General features: G+C 63.2%; 16 protein-coding genes. All 16 read right to left on the bottom strand.

Going from position 1 to position 22,749, the window contains the following annotated elements; all coding sequences use genetic code 11:
• Positions 1–43: 43 nt before the first annotated feature.
• Positions 44–484 (bottom strand): type II secretion system major pseudopilin GspG, encoded by a 441-nt coding sequence (gspG, locus tag E1742_RS23505; protein ID WP_134387499.1) that lies wholly within the window; start codon positions 482–484, stop codon positions 44–46.
• Positions 485–963: 479 nt separating this feature from the next.
• Positions 964–1,710, bottom strand: coding sequence for a LuxR C-terminal-related transcriptional regulator (locus tag E1742_RS23500; protein WP_134387498.1), 747 nt, complete (start codon positions 1,708–1,710; stop codon positions 964–966).
• 176 nt (positions 1,711–1,886) lie between these two features.
• The gene (locus E1742_RS23495) at positions 1,887–2,528 is read right to left on the bottom strand and encodes an NF038129 family PEP-CTERM protein (RefSeq protein ID WP_134387497.1); all 642 of its coding nucleotides are present in this window, start codon (positions 2,526–2,528) and stop codon (positions 1,887–1,889) included.
• A gap of 10 nt (positions 2,529–2,538) precedes the next feature.
• The gene (locus E1742_RS23490; protein ID WP_134387496.1) at positions 2,539–5,526 is read right to left on the bottom strand and encodes an ExeM/NucH family extracellular endonuclease; all 2,988 of its coding nucleotides are present in this window, start codon (positions 5,524–5,526) and stop codon (positions 2,539–2,541) included.
• Positions 5,527–5,739: 213 nt separating this feature from the next.
• Positions 5,740–6,744, bottom strand: coding sequence for a TIGR03790 family protein (locus tag E1742_RS23485; protein WP_307721895.1), 1,005 nt, complete (start codon positions 6,742–6,744; stop codon positions 5,740–5,742).
• Positions 6,745–6,848: 104 nt separating this feature from the next.
• Entirely contained in the window at positions 6,849–8,138 is a 1,290-nt protein-coding gene (locus tag E1742_RS23480; protein WP_206076704.1) for a N(5)-(carboxyethyl)ornithine synthase, read from the bottom strand.
• Between the two features lie 258 nt (positions 8,139–8,396).
• Positions 8,397–9,815 carry a mannose-1-phosphate guanylyltransferase/mannose-6-phosphate isomerase gene (locus tag E1742_RS23475; protein WP_134387494.1) on the bottom strand — a complete coding sequence of 473 codons (1,419 nt, stop codon included), beginning with the start codon at positions 9,813–9,815 and terminating at the stop codon, positions 8,397–8,399.
• Positions 9,812–10,984 carry a nucleotidyltransferase family protein gene (locus tag E1742_RS23470; RefSeq protein WP_134387493.1) on the bottom strand — a complete coding sequence of 391 codons (1,173 nt, stop codon included), beginning with the start codon at positions 10,982–10,984 and terminating at the stop codon, positions 9,812–9,814. The genes E1742_RS23475 and E1742_RS23470 overlap by 4 nt, the downstream gene beginning before the upstream one ends.
• Before the next feature lie 18 nt (positions 10,985–11,002).
• Positions 11,003–12,001 (bottom strand): UDP-glucose 4-epimerase GalE, encoded by a 999-nt coding sequence (galE, locus tag E1742_RS23465; RefSeq protein WP_134387492.1) that lies wholly within the window; start codon positions 11,999–12,001, stop codon positions 11,003–11,005.
• Positions 12,002–13,258: a glycosyltransferase family 4 protein gene (locus tag E1742_RS23460; RefSeq protein WP_134387491.1), complete on the bottom strand. Its 1,257-nt coding sequence runs from the start codon at positions 13,256–13,258 to the stop codon at positions 12,002–12,004.
• The gene (locus E1742_RS23455; RefSeq protein WP_134387490.1) at positions 13,242–14,552 is read right to left on the bottom strand and encodes a nucleotide sugar dehydrogenase; all 1,311 of its coding nucleotides are present in this window, start codon (positions 14,550–14,552) and stop codon (positions 13,242–13,244) included. The genes E1742_RS23460 and E1742_RS23455 overlap by 17 nt, the downstream gene beginning before the upstream one ends.
• Before the next feature lie 478 nt (positions 14,553–15,030).
• Entirely contained in the window at positions 15,031–17,031 is a 2,001-nt protein-coding gene (locus E1742_RS23450) for a heparinase II/III family protein (RefSeq protein WP_134387489.1), read from the bottom strand.
• Positions 17,032–17,148: 117 nt separating this feature from the next.
• Positions 17,149–18,462, bottom strand: coding sequence for a phenylacetate--CoA ligase family protein (locus E1742_RS23445; protein WP_134387488.1), 1,314 nt, complete (start codon positions 18,460–18,462; stop codon positions 17,149–17,151).
• A gap of 280 nt (positions 18,463–18,742) precedes the next feature.
• The gene (locus E1742_RS23440; RefSeq protein ID WP_206076703.1) at positions 18,743–19,840 is read right to left on the bottom strand and encodes a glycosyltransferase; all 1,098 of its coding nucleotides are present in this window, start codon (positions 19,838–19,840) and stop codon (positions 18,743–18,745) included.
• 39 nt (positions 19,841–19,879) lie between these two features.
• On the bottom strand, positions 19,880–21,112 hold the full coding sequence (locus E1742_RS23435) for a glycosyltransferase (RefSeq protein ID WP_134387486.1): 1,233 nt from the start codon (positions 21,110–21,112) through the stop codon (positions 19,880–19,882).
• A 206-nt stretch (positions 21,113–21,318) separates the two neighbouring features.
• The gene (locus E1742_RS23430) at positions 21,319–22,746 is read right to left on the bottom strand and encodes a DUF1501 domain-containing protein (RefSeq protein ID WP_134387485.1); all 1,428 of its coding nucleotides are present in this window, start codon (positions 22,744–22,746) and stop codon (positions 21,319–21,321) included.
• Positions 22,747–22,749 lie beyond the last annotated feature (3 nt).

Here is a 22,749-nt window from a genome sequence, read left to right as displayed (position 1 = left end):
CGCTGGTGCTGTTGCTTGTGCTGGGAAACGCAGGCGGCGCAGCTTACTGCGAGCTGATGTCGGCGTTGTCGCCGGTACCGCCGGGCTGGCCGTCCTTGCCGAGCGACGTGATCTCGTAGTCGCCCTTGCTGCCGGGCGACTTGTACGCATACGGGCGGCCCCACGGATCGGCCGGCACACCCTTCTTCAGGTAGGGCCCGTTCCATTTGGCGCCCGCCGTGGGCGGTGCCGTCATCAGGGCGCCCATGCCCTCCTCCGTGGTGGGATACCGGCCGACATCGAGGCGATACGTGTCGAGCGATTTTTCAAACGCCTCGATCTGTGCCTTCGCCACCGTCACTTCCGATTTGCCCAGCTGGGAGAAATACTTGGGGCCGACATAGGCCGCCAGCAAACCGATAATCACGATCACGACGAGTAATTCGAGCAGCGTGAATCCGCGCGCCGCGCGGCCCTGCTTGCGGTAAAACTTTGCTGCTTGCATCCGAACAAACCTCCGATTTACGACTACCGCGAAAAAACCAAAACAGCGCCGGAACCGCGCTCGCCTCATGGCCCGAATGGCGTGCCATGCGTGGGGGGGGGCGACCACGCGCTACAGTGCTTCGCGCCGGTGTTCTGGCGGTCCAGGACAGGCGCGATAACACCGAAGGCTACCACGTCATTTAAGGTTTAGACAATTTTTTAATGCAGGCGTTGCAACCCCGGCCCATGGGCCCGGGTTTTTATTGACACCACCCCCAACGGTTGAGCAAATATCACACACTTGGTTATTAGCGACCATGTAACTATCGGTAGCGTCCAGATTTGGAAATAGATTGAAAAACGGTAAGTGAGAAAATGTCGATGACGCCGTCCATTGTGGGGCCGCGGGGCTTCGCCGTCTGTCGCCCGTCTGTCGGCCGTCTGTCGTCCGTCTATCGCCCGTCCCCGACGTGGCGATACAAATGACTGGCCGCGACGTTATTCGAATCCGGCCAGACCGTCGCTGCGCGCCACGGCATGGGCGCGGTTGCTGGCCCCCAGCAGCTTGTAGAGCCGCTGCAAATGGTTCTTCACTGTCAGGCCGCTGATACCGAGGATGATGCCGATCTCGTCGTTGCTCTTGCCCTCGCGCAGCCAGCGCAGCACTTGCGCCTCGCGCGGCGACAGCGCACGGGGCACCGCCAACGTGGTAGCCGGTGCCACGCAGACCCGTTGCAGCGTCAGGTGCAGATGCGGCAGCAGGAGCCGCAGCAGATAGGCGTGGTGCGCGGCGGGCCGTTGCGGCAGCCCGCCCAGCAGGAAGAACGTACTGCCGCCTGGCAGCGTGGGTGTGCCGTGCGCCAGCGCGTTGGCCAGTCCCAGTGCGGCAAGGCGGCGCGGAACCGGATCGGGATGGTCGCCACTGTCCTCGTGCAGCACCAGCGGCGTGCCGCGCTGGCGCCACAGGCGATATGCGGCCATCGCCAGTCCGTGCACGGGATCGCATGCGCCGGCATGCACCAACGGCTCCGGCGGGCCGGCATGCAGGCACTCGATACGCAGCGGTTCGCCATCGGATCCAAGGCGGACGCATGCAAGCACGCGGTGCGGCAGCAGCGCCTGCAAAGGTCCCCGGACCCACCGGCGCAAACTCTCCAGCTCGCAAAGATCGAGCGCGGACGTCAGCGCATGCAGCAGGCGTTCCTGCTCTTTGGCATTCAGGATATCCGGCAGCAGCTGGGACATGGGGCATGTGACGAAACAAAGCGCGGATTGAACTATGCGCGCAACTGTCCTGTCCAGGCCAATACGATTTTTCTGGTGTATTGATAGGTTGCGCGACTAAATACGGCCGCGCTGGAGGGAACGCAATACTCGGGAGCAGGCACCTTCCGCCTTGCGCAAGGTGCCTGGTACAGCTCTTAACGCGCGGCGCGGCGCCGCGCGGCGCCGGCCACGAGCATCGCACCGATGCCCATCATCAGCCACGCCGACGGTTCCGGCACGGGAGCGATGTCGATGGCGGACGCATGGATGGCGAAGTCCACGGCACCCGCACCGCCCACGACCGTTGCAGGCGTCCACGTAATCGTGCCGAGCGTACCGTCGGCCGAAGCCGGATTGCCCAGCAGCGTCGTCTGGTCGGGACCGTAGGCCAAGATGCCGAAGATGGACTGGCCGATGTTGCCGGACAGATCCACGTCGCCGGCAAACGTTACTTTGAAGCTAAGCACGTTGCCATAGCTGACGGCGTGGAACAGGTCGTTCCAGCCGGCGTCGTTGCCGATCACATAGCCGGCCGCCAGCGAACCGCCGACGTTGCCTGCCGTGATGACTTGCGCGCCCGCATCGAAGCCGACGAAGTCGGTCAGCGTGACGGTGGCGGCCGGCGCCAGGCCGACGCCGGGGCCGTTGAATTGCAGGTCGAGCCAGCCGGACGAAACGCCGAAGTCGGCGGTACGGATCGACACGTCGAGCGTCGTGTCAGCAAAGGCGTAACCGCCGGACAGGGCCAGCACGAGCGCGGCAGCGGCGTGGCGCAGGGAGAACATGGAGTGATTCATGGTGGATTCCTTAGAAATTGCCGCTGTAGATTTTTGCTGTATAGGTCAGGCCGGCTTTTGCCGGATTGCTGAAGCTGACGGGCACGGTGACCGATGCGCCGGCGGCCAGGCCGCCGTTGACGGTCACGTAAGGCGCGCCGTCGTGGCTGCCCGTGGCGTTGACCAGCGTGACGCCGCTCGTCAGGCCAGCCAGTTCCAGGTGCAATGGACCGTTCAGCGTGGCGCCGGACTTGTTCACCAGGGTGACGGTGCCGGTGAACAGCCCCGTGGCACGATTGAAGACGAGACCGGAGCTGACGCGCTGCACGCCGGCCGTGACGTCCACCGCGCCGGGCAGCAGGTTCAGCGTGACGACGACCGGGTCATGGTCGGAAGCGCGGTACGGCAGCGCGTTGTACAGGTCCTGGGGCTTGCCGTCGGTGTTGTAGTCGATGACCTCCGGCTCGTCCGCGTTGACGTGCCATTCGGCCGCACCCACTACCTGCGGGCTCAGCGCATTGCTGGCCAGCGCGTGGTCCAGGTAGCCGGCCTCATGGCCGAACACGTACGAGTACGGCATGCCCAGCGGTCGCACGAAGCGTTCCAGCTGGTTGACGTAGCCGGCCGCCGTGATCGTCGCGATCGGGTCTTCCATGCCGTAGGCGTTCATGTCGCCGATCACCAGCACGTCCGGGTCTTTCGCCGTGGCGACGACCTGCGGCAGGAAGCTGCCGACGAGGCGCTGCGCCTGCTGCACACGGGTGCCGTTCCAGCACGACTGGCCATCGCCGTTGTCGGCATTGACACCGCCGCCGCTCGGGCAGCCGCCCTTCGACTTCAGGTGGTTGACGACCAGCGTGAACTTGCCGCCGTTGCTGGCTTTGAACGTCTGCGCCATTGGCGGACGGTTGTTGATGCCGTCCGCATCCGACAGTGCCGGGCCGGCCAGAGTCAGCTTGCCCGGCTTGTAGATCATCGCCACGCGGATCGCATCCGTGCCCGTTGCCGGCGGCTTCGGCACGACCGCGTAGACGGTTGCGCCGTAGGCGGCGTTCAGGCTGTCCACCAGCACGCCGGCCGAGTAGTCGCCGTCGTTCTGGATTTCCATCAGGCCGAACACGTCCGCATCGATGCCTTTCAGCTCGGCGACGATCTTGTCGCGCTGGCGCACGTATTCGACCAGGTTGTCGGCACCGCGGCAATTGCCCCGGCTGGTCGTACCGCCGATGGTGCAGCCGGCCGTGTTCTGGCCCAGGTGGTTCATGCCGTTGGTGAACGTCGTGAAGTAATTCAGAACGTTGGCGCTGGCCACCTTGACGTTGCCTTCCGGCAGAGCCGGTGCGTCGGCGCGCGGGTTGTCGCGCGAGATGACGGGCGCGACTGTCGGCTGCAGCTTGAAGCCGGCACCGCCACCGCCCAGCGCGCCGAAGTCGACGACACCCGTCAGGTCGCTGACGGTGTCGCCGGCGCGCACGGTCGGGCCTTCGCCAAGGTACGGGATGGTCGTCGGCGTCGTGAACAGGCCATCATCCAGCACGATGCGGTTGTTGGCATTGGCCGCGGCCAGCGCCTGGGCTTCGGCCGAGCGCGGCGCGTAGCGGTTGGTCGGGATTTCCAGGCGGCCCGACGACAGGGTCAGCTCGCCGCGGCTGCCCACGTAGGACGTCTGCGAAATCGTCAGCGGGCTGGTGAAGCGCACCAGCATGCCTTCGACCCCGTCCAGGCGGCTGTTCGGCAATGCGATATTGGTCGGGTTGACGCTGTGGCCGCTCGACAGCGGCACGGCAGCACTGACGTCCTTCATTTCCGTGTACGAACGGTTGGCGCCACTCGGCGTGAATTCGACGATCGTGCCCGTCACGCGCACCAGCTGGCCAACGGCCACGTTGTCGGCGGCGGTGGCACTGTAGACGAACAGGCCGTCGGACGTGGCGGGATCGCCGTCGCCGGCCGCATCCTGCAGGAAGAAGCCGCCCGCCACCTTGGCGGTAACGACACCCTGCGTCGTCTGCACGGTGTCGGCCACGGGGCTGGCTGCGCCGCTGCCCTGGATTTGCGGGATCGTGCGAGTCACGGCGGCCAGTGCCTGCACGGCCACGTTGACGGTGCACGAGGCTTCCTGCGCCTGGTCGTTGACGAAGCGCACCGTTACCGGGTAGCTGCCCTGCGGCACATTGGCCGCCACTTCCAGGCGCGCGCTGGCGCTGGCGCCCGCTTCCGACGCGGCGTTGAAGCCGGTCAGCACGATGCCCGGCACGGATGCGGACGTGATCGTGGCGCCGTTGACGATACCATCCACGTCGCTGGCCGCCAGCATGGCGACGCTGGCATAGCCCTGCGCAACGCCCAGGCTGGCCGGGCAGTTCGTGACGATCGGGCGGATCACAGGGCCGCTGCAGACGCGCACTGGCGCGCTCGTGTTGCGCGGCGTCGGCGTGGCAACCGTGAAGTCGGTGGCGTTGTTGTCGGTGTCCAGGCAGCCGTCATCGTTGCGCAGGGCCGCCGTCGGGTTGCCGGTGCCGCCGGCAGGACCGGCGCCCTCGTAGCCGCTGGCGGCGCCCCAGCCCACCAGGTCGACGACGTTGGCCGTCGGGTTGGCGCCGCTCAGTGCGCCGGTAGCGCTGACGAGAGCGATCTTGCCGCCGCTGCCGCCCATCGGGATCGTGCCCGTCAGGTCGGGATTGAGCGCGACGCTGCCGCCGCTGCCCGTGGCCTGCTGGATCAGGTAATACTGGCCCGGCTGCAGCGTGATCGACGGCAGGGCCGTGACCTGCCACGACGTGCCGCCGGCGCTGGCGTACTGCACGCTCCAACCCGTCATGCTGATGGCTGCATTGCCGCGGTTGAACAGTTCGACAAAGTCGGATTTGATCGTGGCGCCGCTGTTGCCGCCGCCGCCGTACACCTGGCTGACGACGATATCGGATGCGGCCAGCGCCGGCGCGGACAGGCCCGCCAGCAACGCGGCGAGGACGGTCAGGCGGCCTGGCACGGCGCGTGGTTGAGCGTGAGTGGTCATGTGAATCCCTGCGATATGAGACGACCGCCAGGGTGCCGCGGAGCCGGCTGATCGTCGTTAATGAAAATGGAACACGTGTATTCTGTGTTGCATCTTACATAATATCGATTTGGTATGACCGCTTAATGACACAGTATTAGTCTGAATGGACTAAACGGTGCGGCATCGGCGCAACGACCGTGCCGGCCGCCCGCCTGCGGTGCGCTTCCGCACTTATTTTCTATACGGTGCCGCCAGCGGATCGCCGATAAACACGCCCTGCGCGGGCCACGCCACACTGCGCCAGTAAGCTTCGACGGCCGTCGTGCCGCCCAGGTAGCTGCGCAGCAGGAGGTTGGGATTGGGAAACTTCTGCCAGTAGTTGCACGGCTCGCTGACGGTGCCGTAGCTGGCCGTGGCGCCCGCCTCCAGCCACTTCAGGCTGCTCATCTGGCCGTTGCCCAGCAGGTCGCCGCCAAACGACGTCAGGTGATCGGCCAGCGCACCGGGCAGGAAACCCAGGGTATCGAGCTTGTCCACGCGCGCCTTGCCGGTCTGGTAGAACATGATGTCCCGCTTGCCTTCGATGGCATCCTCGCGCAGCGTGTGGATCGTCAGCTTGCGCTGTGGCACCGTGCCGGACGGCGGGAAGAACCTGGCCCGGCTGTTGCGGGCGCTTTCGCTGGTGACGAGAAAATACGCGCCGGCCGTCGGCATGCGAAAACCGCTCGCCTTGCCGCGCTCGATCAGCGCCTTCGCGCTCTCCACCGACTCGGTCGGCAGCAGCATCGACAGGCGCATCTGCCGGTCGGCCGGCTGCACGGCCGCAGGCGCGTTGAAGAAACCGCTTTGCGTGCCGGGCGCACACGTCTTGACGCACTGCTGCGCGTCGAAGCCCAGCGTGTACGCGGCCGTGATGCCATTGCATTCCACCGCGTACGGGGCTGTCCATACCATCAGCACGGCCTGCACGTGCGCGCCCAGCTTAGCGTCGATCTCGGCCTTCAGTTTCGCGAACCCCTCTGCATCGAGCTTGCGCGGCCGGTTCGGGATGCGCACGTGCACGACGTTCTTTTCCGGAATATTCCGGGCTGAGCGGTACAGCTCGCCGATTTCCACGCTGTTCGGCTCGTCGTCGTTGATGACCAGGGCCAGTTGGGACGGTTGCAGCGTGGCGGACGTGCCCTGGGCAGCGGCGTTGGCTGCTGCAAGCAGCAAAGCGGTGAGAATGGCGTGCAAGATCGAGGCTCCAGAATGCGGACAAAAAAAACGGAAGCAGCGCTTCCGTTTTCATTATAGCGTCATCGCCTGGCCATACCCCGGCAGCGGCATACAGCTCGCTGTCAGCCCAGCCCAAGCTCCGTCCGATATGGATGCGGATATTGGTCATGGCGGTTTTGGAACTTCAGGATGGCGGGGTTGCGTACGACCCCGTCCTTGATTTCGATGGCGCGGCTAAGCGTCTTGTCGGTTTCCCAGGCATCCGGCCCTTCGGACAGCACATCCAGATACTGCAGTACCGAATTCGAAATTTCGCGTGTCGTCGCGTTCCACAGGTAGGTGGGCGTGTGATCCACGGAGTAGTAGGTCACACCACGGTTGACGGTGAATGTCGGCTCGTCGAACGTCGTCGGCCGAGCAAACGGGAAGCCCATGCCTTCATCGCAGCTGATGTCGACGATCAGTGAGCGCGGCTTGAGGCGTTCCGCGGTCTCGGGCTCGACAAACATGACTGGATTGAGTGGATCCTGCAGGATGCCGTTGCAGATAATGTCGGCCTCGGCGATTTCCTCGATCAGCGGCCGCACGCGGCCTTCCGAATCGCGCACCATCAGCTTGCCGTCTTCACCGGTGAAGTACTGGCCGAAATAGACGTCCGGGTTCTTGTGCGCGACCAGGTGGGACGGGCGCTGCGTGAACACGTGGATATTGTTGAAACCGCGGCCGTGCAGCGCGTGGATGGCGCCCCGGCTGACCGAGCCGTAGCCGAGGACGAGGACTCGCCTTCTTGGGCCGTAGAAGCCGTCAATGCCCAGCAATTGCAGGCTGTGCAGCACTGCGCAGTAGCCTGCGATTTCGTTGTTCGTATAGAAGACGTGCAACTGCTTTTCGTCCACGGAGCTCCAATGATGCATCGCTTCCCACGCGATCAGCGTGAGCTTCTTGTCGATTGCTTTCTGCGCGATCGGGCGCTGCTGAACGGCATGTACCCAGCCGAACAGCGTCTGCCCTTCCTTCATGCGCTCCAGGTCGGCGACACGCGGTTTGGGCATGGCGATAATTTCGCACTTGCCGAACAGCGAAGCGTAGTCGCTCATCTCAACGCCGTGCTGGCGGAAGTATTCGTCGTCAAAGCCGAAGTCGTTTCCGTACCCCGTCTCGAATACCAGTTTCCTGCGCAGCGCTTCAGGAATCAGCGGAAGATGCTGGGGATGAAGTGGGAGACGGTGCTCGTTCTCGTGCTGCGACGTCTTGAACATTGCGATTTTCATATTTTCTTCCTGGACAGATCGTTTGATTTGCTGAGTGCCAACAGTGGCCGATTCGAAGAGCGCTGCAAACAGGCGGAGTCTGGCCAGTTGGCGCACCCGGAGCAACGAAACCCCGTACAGCACGGCGGCGTCAAGCCACACACAGAGCTCACTTCCCGCTATCGATGACCGCACCAGACTGGCCACCGCAGGCATCACATGCTCAGTGTTGTCATTTGAGCATTGTACTATGCGAATTACGGGCAGGCAGCGAATTTAGAATGATTATTTCGACATCACCGGATGCCCGGCTGCCGCGCCGTAGCGAGACGCCTGACGCAGGGACAGGCGTGTGCGAAGGACGGCGCAGGCCATCCCGGCCGGCGACGCATGAGAGCGTGCACCGGGGGCCGGTAACGCTCAAGCGCGCTGGTAAACGTCCTCGAAGCGGACGATATCGTCCTCGCCCAGGTAGCTGCCCGACTGCACTTCAATCAGGTGCAGGGGCAATTTGCCCGGGTTTTCCAGCCGGTGGTTCATGCCGATTGGAATATACGTCGATTCGTTTTCGGTCAGCAGTTCGACCTTGTCGCCGCAGGTGACCTTGGCGGTGCCGGACACGACGATCCAGTGCTCGGCGCGGTGGTGGTGCATCTGCAGCGACAGCTTGCCGCCGGGATTGACCGTGATGCGCTTGACCTGGAAACGCTCGCCGATGTCGATGCCTTCGTAGCAGCCCCACGGACGGTACACCTTGGTGTGGTGCAGGTGTTCCGTGCGGTCCTGGCACTTCAGGTGTTCCACCACCTGCTTGACGCGCTGCACCTGGTCCTTGTGGGTGACCAGCACGGCGTCGTTGGTTTCGACGATGACGACGTTCTCCACGCCGATCACGGCTACGCAGCGGCTTTCGGCGCGCACCAGCGAGTTCTTGACGCCGTCCAGGTAGACGTCGCCGCGGCAGGCATTGCCGTCCGCATTACGTTCCTGCACTTCCCACAGCGCGGACCACGAACCGACGTCGCTCCAGCCGATCGAGGCGGGCACGACCACGGCGTGACGGGTGTGTTCCATCACGGCGTAGTCGATCGAATCGGACGGGCTGGCGGCAAATGCCGCTTCGTCCAGGCGGCAGAAGTCCAGGTCGCGGTAGCCCTTGGCGACGGCTTCGCCGCTGGCCGTGGCGATGGCTGGCTGATACTGTTCCAGCTCTTTCAGGTAGCTGGCGGCCTGGAACAGGAACATGCCACTGTTCCAGTAGTAGTTGCCGGCGGCGACGAAGCTTTCCGCCGTCGCACGGTCCGGCTTCTCGACGAAGCGTTCCACCTTGAATCCGTTATCCTCGGTCGGCAGCGGCTCGCCGCTCTTGATGTAGCCGTAGCCCGTTTCCGGCGCCGTCGGCACGATGCCGAACGTCGCCAGCGCGCCATGCTGCACCAGGTTGGCGGCTCGCAGGATGGCGCCGTAGAAGGCTTGCGCATCGGCGATCACGTGGTCGGCCGGCAGCACCAGCATGACCGCTTCCGGATCGACCGCCTTCAGGTAATGCGCGGCGGCAGCTACGGCCGGTGCCGTGTTGCGCCCTTCCGGCTCCAGCAGGATGCCAAGCGGCTTGACGTTGATTTCACGCAGCTGCTCGGCGACCAGAAAGCGGTGCTCGTTGCCACAGATGATCAGGGGCTGCATCAGCTCCGGGCGGCCAGCCAGGCGCAGTGCCGTGTCCTGCAACATGGTCTTGTCGTTGACCAGTGGCAGCAATTGCTTCGGCAGGGCCGCGCGCGACAGGGGCCACAGGCGGGTGCCGGCGCCGCCGGACAGGATAACGGGATATATCTTCATGCTTTTTTCTGTTCTAAGTGATGTAATTCAGCTGTAGGTTCATGCTCGCGGCGGCGTCCGGCACGGCGGTCGCGCGCATTCGCCCATTCGCCGTCTTCGTACTGCGAAATATGCTTCATTTCACCGGCCCGGTCGACACTATAGTCTTTGAAGACGATCAGCTCGTCCAGCGTAACATCCGGTAACACTCGAGTATATTCGAACAACACGCTGCGTTGTACCGTGGCACCGGCGCAGATATGGCTGCCGTGACCGATCCATGTCGGGCCGATGATCGTGGCGCCGGCATCGACTTTCACGCCCGAACCGATATAGACGGGACCCTCGATCTTCGTGCCGTCGCTCCAGTCGATGCTGGTGTTCAGGCCGACCCACAGGCCTTCGTCGACCTGGATGCCCGGCACGGCCATGTTGGACACCTCGCCCAGCAAGACGCCTTGCAGCACTTCCCAATAGTCCTTGACGGAGCCGATGTCGATCCAGTTGAACTTGCGGGTCTGGCTGTAGAACGGCATGCCCTTCTCGGCCAGCAGCGGGAACAGTTCCGAGCCGATGTCGAACGGACGGTCCGACGGAATCAGGTCGATTACCTCCGGCTCGAAGATGTAGATGCCCGTGCTGGCGAAGTTCGACTTGGCTTCTTCCGGCGACGGCTTTTCCTGGAACTCGGTAATGCGGCCTTCGCTGTCGCTGACGACGACGCCATAGCTGGACACCTTGTCCATCGGCACTTCACGCGTGATGACGGTCGCCAGCGCGCCTTTGCGGCGGTGCTCGAACAGCGCCGATTTCAGGTCCAGGTCGATCAGCGCGTCGCCGCACAGGACGATCGTCGTTTCGTCGAAGAAGCCGCCGAATTCCTGGATCTTCTTCATGCCGCCGGCCGAACCGAGCGGCTCGGGCACGACTTCGCCTTCGTCATTCGTATAGCCTTCGAACGAGTAGCCGATCTGGACACCGAACTGGTGCCCTTCGCCGAAGTACTCTTCGATCTTTTCATGCAGATAACTGACGTTGACCATGATTTCCGTCACGCCGTAGCGGGCCAGGTGTTCCACCAGGTAAGCCATGACGGGCTTGCCCAGGATTGGAATCATCGGCTTCGGGAGTTCATAGGTCAGTGGACGAACGCGCGTGCCTTTGCCGGCTGCGAGGATCATTGCTTTCATCTGTAACCCCTTCGGAAATTATTTCGGTGAGGATTGCCAGTGCCATGCATCGGTGCACATGCGCGCGATGTCATATTGTGCTTTCCAACCCAGCTCGCGTTCGGCATGTGCCGTGTCAGCGTAGCAGGACGCAATGTCTCCTGGTCGTCTGTCGACGATCTTGTAGGGTACCTTCTTGCCACTGGCAGCTTCGAAGGCACGGACCATTTCCAGGACGCTGTTACCGCGCCCCGTTCCCAGATTGTAGGTAAAAATACCAGACCCTGTCGCCAGCTTGTCCAGCGTCTTGACGTGGCCGATGGCCAGGTCGACGACGTGGATGTAATCGCGCACGCCGGTGCCGTCGGGCGTCGGATAATCGCCGCCGTAGACCGACAGGAATTCGCGCCGGCCTTCCGCCACCTGCGCCACGTACGGCAGCAGGTTGTTCGGAATGCCGTTCGGCGCTTCGCCGATCAGGCCACTCTCGTGCGCGCCGACCGGATTGAAGTAGCGCAGCAGGGCGATCGACCATGTGTTGTCGGCCTTGTACAAGTCGCGCAGGATGTCTTCGATCATCAGCTTGCTGCGGCCATACGGATTCGTGGCCGACAGCGGGAAGTCTTCCGTGATGGGTACCGTGGCCGGGTCGCCGTACACCGTCGCCGAGGAACTGAACACGAGCGACTTGACGTTGAACTTGGCCATCGTCTCGAACAGCACGACGCTGCCCGAGACGTTGTTGTCGTAGTAGCGCAGCGGCTGCGCCACCGACTCGCCGACCGCCTTCAGGCCGGCGAAGTGGATGACCGCGTCCACCTTGTGGGCGGCAAACGCCGCTTCCATGGCAGCGCGGTCGCGGATGTCCGCTTCCACGAAGTCGAACGACTTGCCCGTGATTCTCGCCACGCGCTCGCGCACGGAAGGATCCGCGTTCGACAGATTGTCGACCACCACCACGTCGTGGCCGGCCTTCGCCAGTTCGACAACGGTGTGCGAGCCGATATAGCCCATGCCTCCGGTAACCAGGATTTTCATTCAGCTTCCTTTATATGATGGCGGTACGGCACCGGGCAGCGGAGCGTTGGCCGAATACAGCCGCTCGTAGGCCGCCAGCAGTTTCGGTGCCTCGTATTCCCATTCCAGTTCGTTGACGACGCGATGGCGGCCATAGGCCCCCATGCGCTCGCGGCGCGCCGGATCGTCCAGCAGCTCGGCGATCTTCCTCGCCATGTCCACCGGATCGTTCTTGACCGCGTACAGCGACGCTTCCTGGGCCGATACCCTGCCTTCCACAAGGTCGAACTGCACGATCGGCTTGCCCAGCGCCATGTATTCCATGATCTTGTTCATCGTGGACTTGTCGTTCATGTCGTTGGCCACGTCCGGATTGACGCAGACGTCCGCCGTGTTCAACATTTCCAGCAAGTCCTGGTCGGGCACGCGGCCCGTGAACGTGACGTAGTCGGCGATGCCCATCTTGACGGCCAGCGCCTTCATCTGGTCCAGCGACGTGCCGCCGCCCACGATACCGAAGTGCACGTCGGTGCGCCCCATGTCGACGATCAGGTGCCTGGCTGCTTCGAGCAGCAGGTCGATGCCTTCCTGCGCGCCCATCACGCCCACGTAGCCGATCAGGAAGCGCTTGCCTTTCTTGAGGCTTTCGACCGGCGGCAGGATGCGCAGGCGATCCAGTTTCGGGCCGCTGCGCACGACGTAGACCTTGTCCGGGTCCATGCCGCCGCGGGTGATCGCGATGCGCTTGTACGATTCGTTGGTGGCGATCGACACGTCGGACGTCTTGAACGACCAGCGCTCGAACAGCACCATCAGCTTGTAGAAGAAGTCGCGCCGGCCGAACTTGGCCTCGTACAGCTCCGGATTGATGTCGTGGTGATCGAACACGAACTTCTTGCCCATGAAGAGCTTGAAGAAGCCGCCGATCAGGAACAGCAGGTCGGGCGGATTGCACGCGTGGATGATGTCGAAGCCGCGCTCGCGCTTGACCTTCCACGCCAGGCGGAAGGTGTGGAACAGCGCGGCCGAATATTCGATCGCGTAGCCCTTCGCGCCTTCCGCTTCCAGCGGCAGCTTGTAGCGGTAGATATGAATGCCGTCGATTTCCTCGTAACGGCTTTCATGCCCTTTGCCGGTCGGGCAGATGATCGAGACCTGGTAGCCGTTGGCGAACAGCGTGGTGGCTTCCTGCCACACGCGCCGGTCGAACGGCGACGGCAGGTTCTCGACCAGGATCAGGACGCGGCGGCCGTGGCCTGCCTTACCAGCAAATGCCATCGTACTGGCCTCCGCTCTGCTCGCTGCTGATGCGCACCAGGTCGACGATCGTCTGGCCGTCTTTCAGGAGGCCAGGAACCTGCTTGAACTCGGCGGCGCCGTTGCCGATCACGATGGTGTCGGCAAACGCCAGCACTTCTTCCATCGAGTTCACCATCAGCTTGGAGATGTGCGGAATGTGGTTCAGGATGTAGTCCTGGTTGGCGCCGGTCAGCGCGGCCAGGTTGACGTTCTTGTCGTAGAGCTTCAGCTCGTAGCCCTTGCCCAGCAGCGTTTCGATCACGTCCACCAGCGGCGATTCGCGCAGGTCGTCGGTGCCGGCCTTGAACGAGAAGCCCAGGATGCCGACCTTGCGGGTGCCCTTGTCGACGATCATCTTGACGCCCTTTTCCACCTGCTTGCGGTTCGATGGCAGGATCGAATCGAGCAGCGGCAGTTCCAGGTCCAGCGAGCGGGCTTTATACGTCAGCGCGCGCACGTCTTTCGGCAGGCACGAGCCGCCGAAGGCGAAGCCCGGCTTCATGTAGTACGGCGACAGGTTCAGCTTGGTATCCTGGCAGAAGATCTCCATGACCTTGTGGCCGTCGATGCCCACGGCCTTGCAGATGTTGCCGATCTCGTTGGCGAAGGCCACCTTGACGGCGTGCCAGGTGTTGTCGGTGTACTTGACCATTTCGGCCGTTTCCACGTCGGTGCGCACCATCGGCGCTTCCATTTTTTCGTACAGCTTGACCAGCATCTCGCCTGCCCGCTCGTCGGTCTCGCCGATGACGGTCTTTGGCGGGTGATAGTAATCGTAGACGGCGGTGCCTTCGCGCAGGAACTCGGGGTTGTTGCAGACACCGAAGTCGACGCCGGCCTTTTTACCGGAGGCCGCTTCCAGGGTTGGGATGACGACGGCGCTCATCGAACCCGGCAGCATCGTGCTGCGTGCCACGACGACGTGGAAGCTGTCTTTTTCCTTGATCGCTTCGCCGATCTGTTCGCACACCTTGCGCACGTGCGACAGGTCAAGGTTGCCGTTCAGCTGGGACGGGGTGCCCACGCAGATCAGCGACATGTCGCTGTTCAGGACGGCATCGCGCACGTCGGTGGTCGCGCGCAGCAGGCCGTCCTTGACGGTCTTGGAAATCATCTCGCCGATGTCTTTCTCGATGATGGGGGTGGTGCCCTGGTTGATCAGGTCCACCTTGGTGCGGTTCGGGTCCACACCGATGACGTCATGTCCGTCCGTTGCCAGGCAACCGGCCGACACGGCCCCCACATAGCCCAAGCCAAAGATACTGATTTTCAAGATACTGCTCCTTAAATGTTTGGTATTTCGTCCGCACGGCGTACGGCGTGCTCCCCGCTCCTGCCGTGCGGACATCCGCCTGACGGCGCCAGCCCTAGTTCCAGCTGCCGCAAACGCTTCGCTGCAACGCAACAATTCTGCCGATACCTGCTCCCCGGGACGGGCCCCGTCGTGTGGCGGAGGTATGCTGGCGCATGCCCCGACTCGACTGTCTTGTACTGTCCTGCTGTCCCCGAAATACAGTCGAGTGTCCGGCGCACCCGCTATTCTAATATAAGTTTTACAACAACAGCGTTACAATTCGAAGACAACGCAACTTTTGCGGCAGCGCAAAAGAAATTGCCGCATCGGTCCTGGCCAGTCCAAAGGTATGTGCCCGGCTGCAAGGCCCGCGGCAAAAGTTTCGCTAGCACAAGGGTAGCGTCGGCGATGTAAAAATGTCAATTACATTTTGATAGTATCCCCACTGCTGCCGGGGTCACCCTTCGTGCCGCGTCGGCTCGATCGAGAGCGCGATCACCGTCTCGATTTCCGTCGTGCCGTCGATACGCCCGCGCCAGACGGCCGTCGTGATGCCTTCCTTCTCGTCGAAGCGGCGGGAAATCCAGCCGCCCAGCGGCGCTTCGCTGCTGCGCAACAATTCGGGCCCGTCGCCCCAGTCGCAGCGCATATCGAGCCGGCTGCGATGGCCCAGCGCGTACAGCGTCTGCGTACGGCCTTCGACGCGGCATGTTTCCGCGAAGTGCCAGTGCAGCGCCACGTCGTGCTGGCCGCGGCACTCGAGCGTGTCGCGTACGACGAGCTCGTTGCGGACCGGATCGAAATCGATGCGGCGGCGGTGCAGTACCGGGTCGGCCAGGTGGCGGTAACCGTCCTGCTCGCCTTCGAAGACCTGCACGGCGTCGCCCGGCGCATGGATGCGCAGGCGGGCGTTGGCCTTCCTCAGCCACATGAAATTGCCGCCGATTTCGGACTGGTCCTGGCCGTCCACCTGCACCGTGTTGTGCGCGGCCGTGCTGCGGAAATAGTTACGCCACGCCTTCTGCGTGTGATACGCATACGTTCCCGGATCGGTCAGCAGCTCTTCGCCGGCGGCTGACAGCGTGAACGACAATGCGTCGGCATGGCCGTGCGCGGCGATCGACAGGTAGCCCAGCGGCGCGCAGTCGACGACGATGCGCACTTCCTGCTCGGTGCCGAAGCGGCGGCCCAGCAGATAATAGCCGCCCTGCGGGAACGCCATCACGGGCTTCTCTTGTTCCGCGGCCGGCAGCGCTTCCCAGCAGGCCCCGCCGATCGCGCCGAACAGCCAGCGGTTCTTGTCGTCCAGGTTACCCGCCTTGCGCTTGAAATCGCCGCGGTTGAACAGCAGCGCGCAGCTGGCCAGCAGCGAACGGTACGGGCTCCAGCCGCGTTCGTACGCCAGGCGCACCATCTGCCCGTCGTCGGCATCGCCCGTCATCGGCACATTGCCGTCCGCGTCCATCAGCGCGGCGACAAACTCGGCCAAGCGCTCCAGGCGTTCCAGGTAGGCGTCGGAGAAACCGGTGCCGTTGGCCTTGCCAATGTGATGGCACAGCAGCATCATGTCCATCACTTCGTGCTGGCAATAGATGGCCTGCTCCTTGTTGACGCCGTCTTCCGTATTCTGTATCAGCGCTTCCGCTTCCAGGCCACGCCGGGCCAGCGCCTGCCAGCCCGCGCTTTCCGGCCAGCATGGCCATTGCAAGCTGGCAACGAAAAGGCCCATGTACTCACCGAACAAGTGATGGTTGGCGGACGAATGACGCGAGAAATAGCCGCGGATGAAGTGGCAGTGCTGGTAGATATTGTCGAGCCAGCGGCGCTGGAAGCTGGCGCCTTCCTGGCCCTTGAAAAGTGCGCTGTCGGCGCCGCCCAGCAGTTGCCAGGCAAACGCCCAGTTCAGCAGGCGCACGGCCAGTTCCAGCGAACTGGTCCAGTGCACGCCGTTCGGGTACGGGCACTGGTCGAACCACGATTCCAGCAGCAGCCGGGCGCCGGCCGCGTAGCGCTGCTCGCCGCTGGCGCGCCAGGCCAGCGCCAGGGTCACCAGTTCCAGGTGACGGCCTGGCTCCCACAGATACTTGATATCGCCGACGACCGACTCGCGCCGGTAGTCGATGGCCTTGCCTAGTTTCATCGGCGCCTTCGTGCCCGTCTTCGGGTCGCGGTTCCACTGCGGCGGGAAGCCCATGTTCATGCCGCGCATGGCAAACACGTTCCAGCGGCCGGCCAGCACCTGGTCGGCCGCTTCGCGCAGGGCGGCAACATCGACGCCGGCAGCCGGCGCGGCGATGAACGTCGCGCCCGTGGCATGCAGATCCGGCGCGGGCGCCCTGGCTGCCAGCCCGATGCCGAGCTTGCTTGCCTTCTTTTGCGCAAGCTGACGGACGCGCCAGAGGATCTCCGGTGCCGTCATCAGCTTCATGCGGTTCATCTTCCAGGCCAGTGTGCTCATCAGTTACAGTGCCGCAGCGACAGGCGCCTGGCCAGGCGCCTGTCGCTGCGGGTATTCAAGTGTTTTGGCGGGTAATAGTGACGCAGCGATTGCGCCGGGCCGGCCGCCGCTCAGGACTCAAGCCGCAATGCGGCCTCGGGTTTCAACGAGCCTGCGCTTGCCGTTCGGTGCCAGCGGAATGTCGTCCGCTTCCTCGAGATCGATGTCGAAGAAGGAACCCCAGCGCTTGATCTGGGCGCCCAGCACGAAGTCCTTCTGCTCGCTGCTCAGCGGACCGTGTTTGCCCACCACCACGAGACGGATGGCACCGGGACGCTGCTGGCGGATCTGGTACAGCCGCACGAAGTCCCATGTCACCTCGTCGATGATGATGGACAGCCCCGGGATGCGGTTGCCCGTCCGGTCGATCAGGAACTCCTGTTCGCGACCGTCGATGTCTTCGCAAACGCCGTTGCTGTCGACGCGACCGAAATCGTTGGTGCGATAGCGGATCAGCGGCATCACGTCATTCCAGAGGGACGTGCCGACGATCTCGGCCGCATTGCCTTCGATACGGTTTTCCGTAACTCCGTACAGCGGCACGAAGCGGTACGGCGAATATTGGCCGGACTCATACCTGCGCCACGCCAGATTGGTGCGCTCGGACAGCCCGTAGGCGATCGATATCGGTGCATGGAACAGCCCGTCGACCGCCACCAGCTGTTGCATCGTGACAGGTTCGGACGTCAGGACCACTTCCGTGACGCGGAAGTCCAGGTCGCTGTCGCGGATGATTTCGGCCAGCGCTGCCGCCGAACTCGGGTATGCATGCACGTATTTCGGCTTGACGGTATTCAGGGCACGCACGATGTGGTCGCGGTGTTTTGGTTCCACATGGTACGGCGACAGCATCAGCCGGTTGCCGATCACGCGCGACGGCTCTTCGTGCGCCAGCCGGCGCGCGTCGGCACCGAGGCGCAGGTAAATGCTCTTGTCGAATGTGAAACCGGCCTTGCCCCACTCGTGCGTCAGGAACGCTTTTTCGATGTCAGCCAGACGTTTGTTGCGCCACATGCCGATCCCCTGCCCCGACGAACCGCCGCTGGTCTTATAGTTCAGGAAGCGCGGATTGAGGCGCTCGTCGAGGAAATCACGCTGACGGCTCATGATTTCCGCCTTCGTCAGGAACGGGAAGCGCTGCAGCAGTTCGCGCGGCGGCTCGTTGGCCAGTTCAGCCGCACTCAGCTTCATCGTGCTGCGGTAGTACGGCACGTGCGTGCAGGCGGTCGTCAGGATATGGCGCAGCTGGGCATCGGCGGCGGCCTGGATCACCTCGGGACTAGCGTCGAGCAGCTTCATTACCCGGAAATATTCCGGGTGATACAGTATGCGAGCGGGGATGTACTTGCGGTACTTGTAGTACTGTTTCTCCAGGATTTCGATGTAACTCATCCGTTTAACCTATGATTGCGGAAATTCGATTGCGGAAAAATTCAGGCTGCGTTCCGGCAGAAAACGGCGCCGCCACTATTGACGCGGCCGGGGAACCGGCACCTGCTATTGAATCATTCATGTTTTCTCCTAGTGGAAAAAGGGCATATCCAGGACATGCGTAAGCCGCTACGTGGTAGCACACTGCGATGAGGCACTGCGGCGATTTGGTGATGTGGGCGACACGTTTATCACAATCATATCTGGCAAGTATTACAAGTACATTGACAGCATATGCATTTTATTCCGGCACGCTCGCCCTCGGCAGCGATGCAGCAACGCGCGACGGTTGCGTCGGCACAGCGCCCAGTTCCACATACATGCGCTCGAGTTGCGGCATGATGATGCTGTGGGCAAATGTGTTCTCGACCTTGCGACGCCCGGCCTGCCCCATGCGCTGCGCGAGCGCCGGATCGGCCAGCAGCGTTTTGAGCCGGTCGACCAGCGCGGCGGTGTCACCGGGCGCAACAAGGAAACCTTCAACCCCGTCCGTCACTGCTTCAGGAATACCACCTACCGGCGTAGTCACGACAGGCATTCCGGCGGCCATTGCTTCCAGCACGCTCATGGGCAACCCCTCGTAGTAGGACGGCAGCACGAACACGGTCGCAGTACCAAGGTGACGCGCCTTCTCCTCGGGGCCGACCCAGCCCAGCAGATCGACGTGATCGCCGATGCCGGCCGAGCGCGCCGCCTCGCGGACCTTTTCGATCTCGCCATCACCGCCCAGCTTCAGGCGAAAGTCGCCATGCGCGATGGCCGCTGCCGCCTGGACCAGATCGTATGCGCCCTTGCCACGGTTCAGCCGGCCCAGCATCAATACCGTTGCGCGGTCGCGCACATTCCAGTCTGGCACGGTGTCCCTGACGACGACAGGATTGTATAAAGAGGTCACATTCCGGTTCCGCGTCACGCCACGCATCCAGGTTTCCCACTGTCCGGACAGCACGATGACGCGGCTGGCGTTGTCGTAGATGTTGCGGATCAGCCAGCGCCGCGCCGGCCCGCATTCCTTCTCGTAAAATTCCGCGAAGCCACCGCCGTGCAGGTGGATGATCGTGGGCACGCGAAACAGCCTGGCCAGTAGCAGCATGCCGCATTTGCGCCAGAAGCTCGCCCGCGACGCCGTGTGGACGTGCACCAAAGCAGCCTTGCCGCGCAGAAGTATCCACAGGAGTGCGAGGTACGCCTGCCCCATGGCAACCAGCTTCGCCGCAGCGCCGCCATCGCGATGCGTGGCAATATAGCGGATCGGGAAACGTTCGAACAGCCCGGTATCCACATACACCTGGACGACGGCGGAGATACCTCCCTTCGCCGTCAGGCTGGTGCCCAGCATGACGATAGACTTGCCTTGATTTGCCATAGCTCTACACAATTATTGTTGGGCGACCAGCACTTTGTAGCGCTGAGCCACCATCTCGCCAAGCACGCGATAGCTGCGCTTGGCTTCGATATAACCTGGACCCGCGGCGGCGCGGCGGGCGGCCGACTGAGGATCGGCAAAAATACGTATCGCAGCATCGGCCATTCCAGCCGGCGTGCTGTCGGTCAGCCAGCCCGCATCCGACTCCAGCATTATGACGCGCTGGTCCGGATTGTCGTTGCCCAGGCTGGGAATGCCCAGAGCCATGTATTCCAGTACCTTGGTGGGCGAGCCGGTGTCGAGGATCGGGCCGCGCGGTATGTACGATACCGCGGCATCTGCCCCCATCAGCAGTTGCCATGCCTCCTGGATCGGCAGCCATCCCGTGATGCGCACGGCGTCGCCGACGCCCACCTTGGCCGCGTGGTCCAGCAGGCGCTGCGCGTCGGCCTTCGTGGATGCGTCTCCGATCAGCAGCAGACGTGCATCCGGCTGTACTTGCCGGATCAGCACGAGCGCGTCAATGATCAGGTCGATCTGCCGGACCGGATCGAGCGTGCCGAGATAGGCCAGCAGGGGCCCGGCATCCCAGCCTTCCGGACGACGCGGTTCCGGCCGCGCCATCACCGCCTCCATATCCACCCCCATTGGCACTGGGGTCATCTTGCTACGAGGGATCCCCTTTTGCTCCACGCGATCCAGCATCGTGTCAGTCTGGACGAAGACATGGTCGGCAAAGCGCAACACGACCTTATACAGCAGGGAGTACTCGACAAGCCCTTTGAGCAGCACCATGCGGGCACGCAGCCCGCCACCGTTGCGCAGGCTCGTCCTGGCCCGGTCGATGCGTGACTCGGACATCAGGTACGACATCCAATATACGAAGGGGACCCGCTTGAGTTTCGCGCACAGCAGGCCGATGAGGCCGTGCGTGACCATATCGCGCACCTGGATCACATTGCACTCCTCGCGACGGGCCTTGAAAATGGTGCGAATGTACAACCAGAGATACGATAATTCAACGCGCCACTTCTTGCCGGTGGGGGCGCGCCGTACCGATGAGAATCCCTGATCCAAGAGCGGGGCATCGCTGGTTTTGCCTACGACGTCGCATTGCACGCCGTAACGTGGCAGATACTTGCCGAAGAGGACAGATACGTCTACGCGAAAGGTTGGCAGTGCGTCGGGAACCAGCTGCAGGACACGGAGCGCACCGGCGGAACCACGCGGGTTGCGCTCGCTCATTGTTGCTCCCTGCACTTGACAGCCCGGCGCACGCTCCGCCTCGCGCCACAAATGCCGCCACGGGCCGACCGGGGTGCGAGCGCTGCCCCGGCATCGACTTTACTACCCATATCACTGACTCCCAAGTGGTGAACGCACACGTCCAGAATTGCAATTCCGTCAATGATATCACACGGACGTGTGCGCCGTGCAAGCGCACGGGAGCGTCAGGCAATCATGAATCCGAGGTCACGCTGGGTGAAATTGACCAGATTCGGAAACGCCTCAAGGGTTTGAGAAGCCGACAACCCGAACCATTTGGCCAGCGTTGCGCCATATTGTTCGACCGAGTAATTCGGCAGCAGCGAGCCCTGCGACACGTCATGAGCATGACCAAGACCGATTTCCGGCATGGTGCCGTAAATATTTCGCCCCGCCACCGCACCGCCAACAACAAAGTGGTGCGAGCCCCAGCCGTGGTCCGTGCCGTCACCGTTGCTCGTCAGCGCGCGGCCGAAGTCCGATGCCGTGAACGTGGTGACCTGCTTGCGCATGTCGGTGCCGACGAGGCTGCCCAGGACGCTGTCGAAATAGCTCAGCGCATGCGAGAGGCGCGCCAGCAGGTCGGCCTGCCGCACTTTCTGGTTATCGTGCGTGTCAAAACTGCCGAGATTGACAAAGAAGACCTGTCGTTTCATGCCCAGCTTGTTGCGCGAAGCGATCATGCGCGCGACGGTCTGCAGTTGGAGCGCGAGCGGATTAACCGAGCTTGAGCCCGTACTGGGGACGATGAACGGAGGCGGGGCCGGTACGCCGCCGGCCCCGCCAGGGACCAACGCAGACGACAGCGTCGCTTCCAGGTCGATGGCCCGGTCAACGATATCGGCGTAAGCCGAGCCGATCACGCCTGCCGTCCGGCCCGTGACAATGGCGCGCAACGGAGCGGTTCCCGCATAGACGTTGCCGTTCAGGCCGTCAATGCTGGCCAGCTCGCCGTCCGCCGCGATCTGGTACTGCCGCATGTACTGGCCATTCAGGTACACAGCATTGCCGGTTGTCGAGACGCAGGCAAATGACGAGTTCCCATTGGAGCTGCGCAACATGTCGGCCATGCGCCCGCCCCAACCGACCCGCGCCCCCTCGGGCCGGGACGCCTGCCAGACGGCCTGCTGGTCGTTGTGCGAGAACAGTTTCGGTGGCAACGGCACGGCACGGCCGAGGTACTGAGCGCGGGTGGTCGGTACGATCAGGGGACCAACGTTCGCGACAGCCGCGGCGCGACCCGCATCGAACAGCGCTTTTAGACCGGTCAACTGTGGATGCAGCGCGAAGCTCCGGCCCGCCTGAGATGTTTTGGGAGTAATCGGCAACACGCCTTTCGCGGCGCCGACGGCAGGCAATGCAATGGAGCGCGCGTCACCGGTGTCACGCAGGCGCAGGTATTCGCGCCAGGACTCCGGATCGGTGGCCAGCAATGTGTTGTAGTGGTCATTGCCCCCTGTCATGAACAGGCACACCAGTGCCTTGTAGTCGGTGGCAGTTGCCGCGGCGGCGTTGCCGACCGCGGCCAGATTCAGCGCAAACGGTGCAGCACTGCTGCCGGCGGCGGCCAACAGGCCGCCGAGAAAGCGGCGCCGGGTAATTTGATCGTTCATTTC

It is taken from the genome of Pseudoduganella plicata, from assembly GCF_004421005.1.
Classification (GTDB): domain Bacteria; phylum Pseudomonadota; class Gammaproteobacteria; order Burkholderiales; family Burkholderiaceae_D; genus Rugamonas; species Rugamonas plicata.
This window is presented reverse-complemented; position numbering and strand designations above follow the sequence as displayed.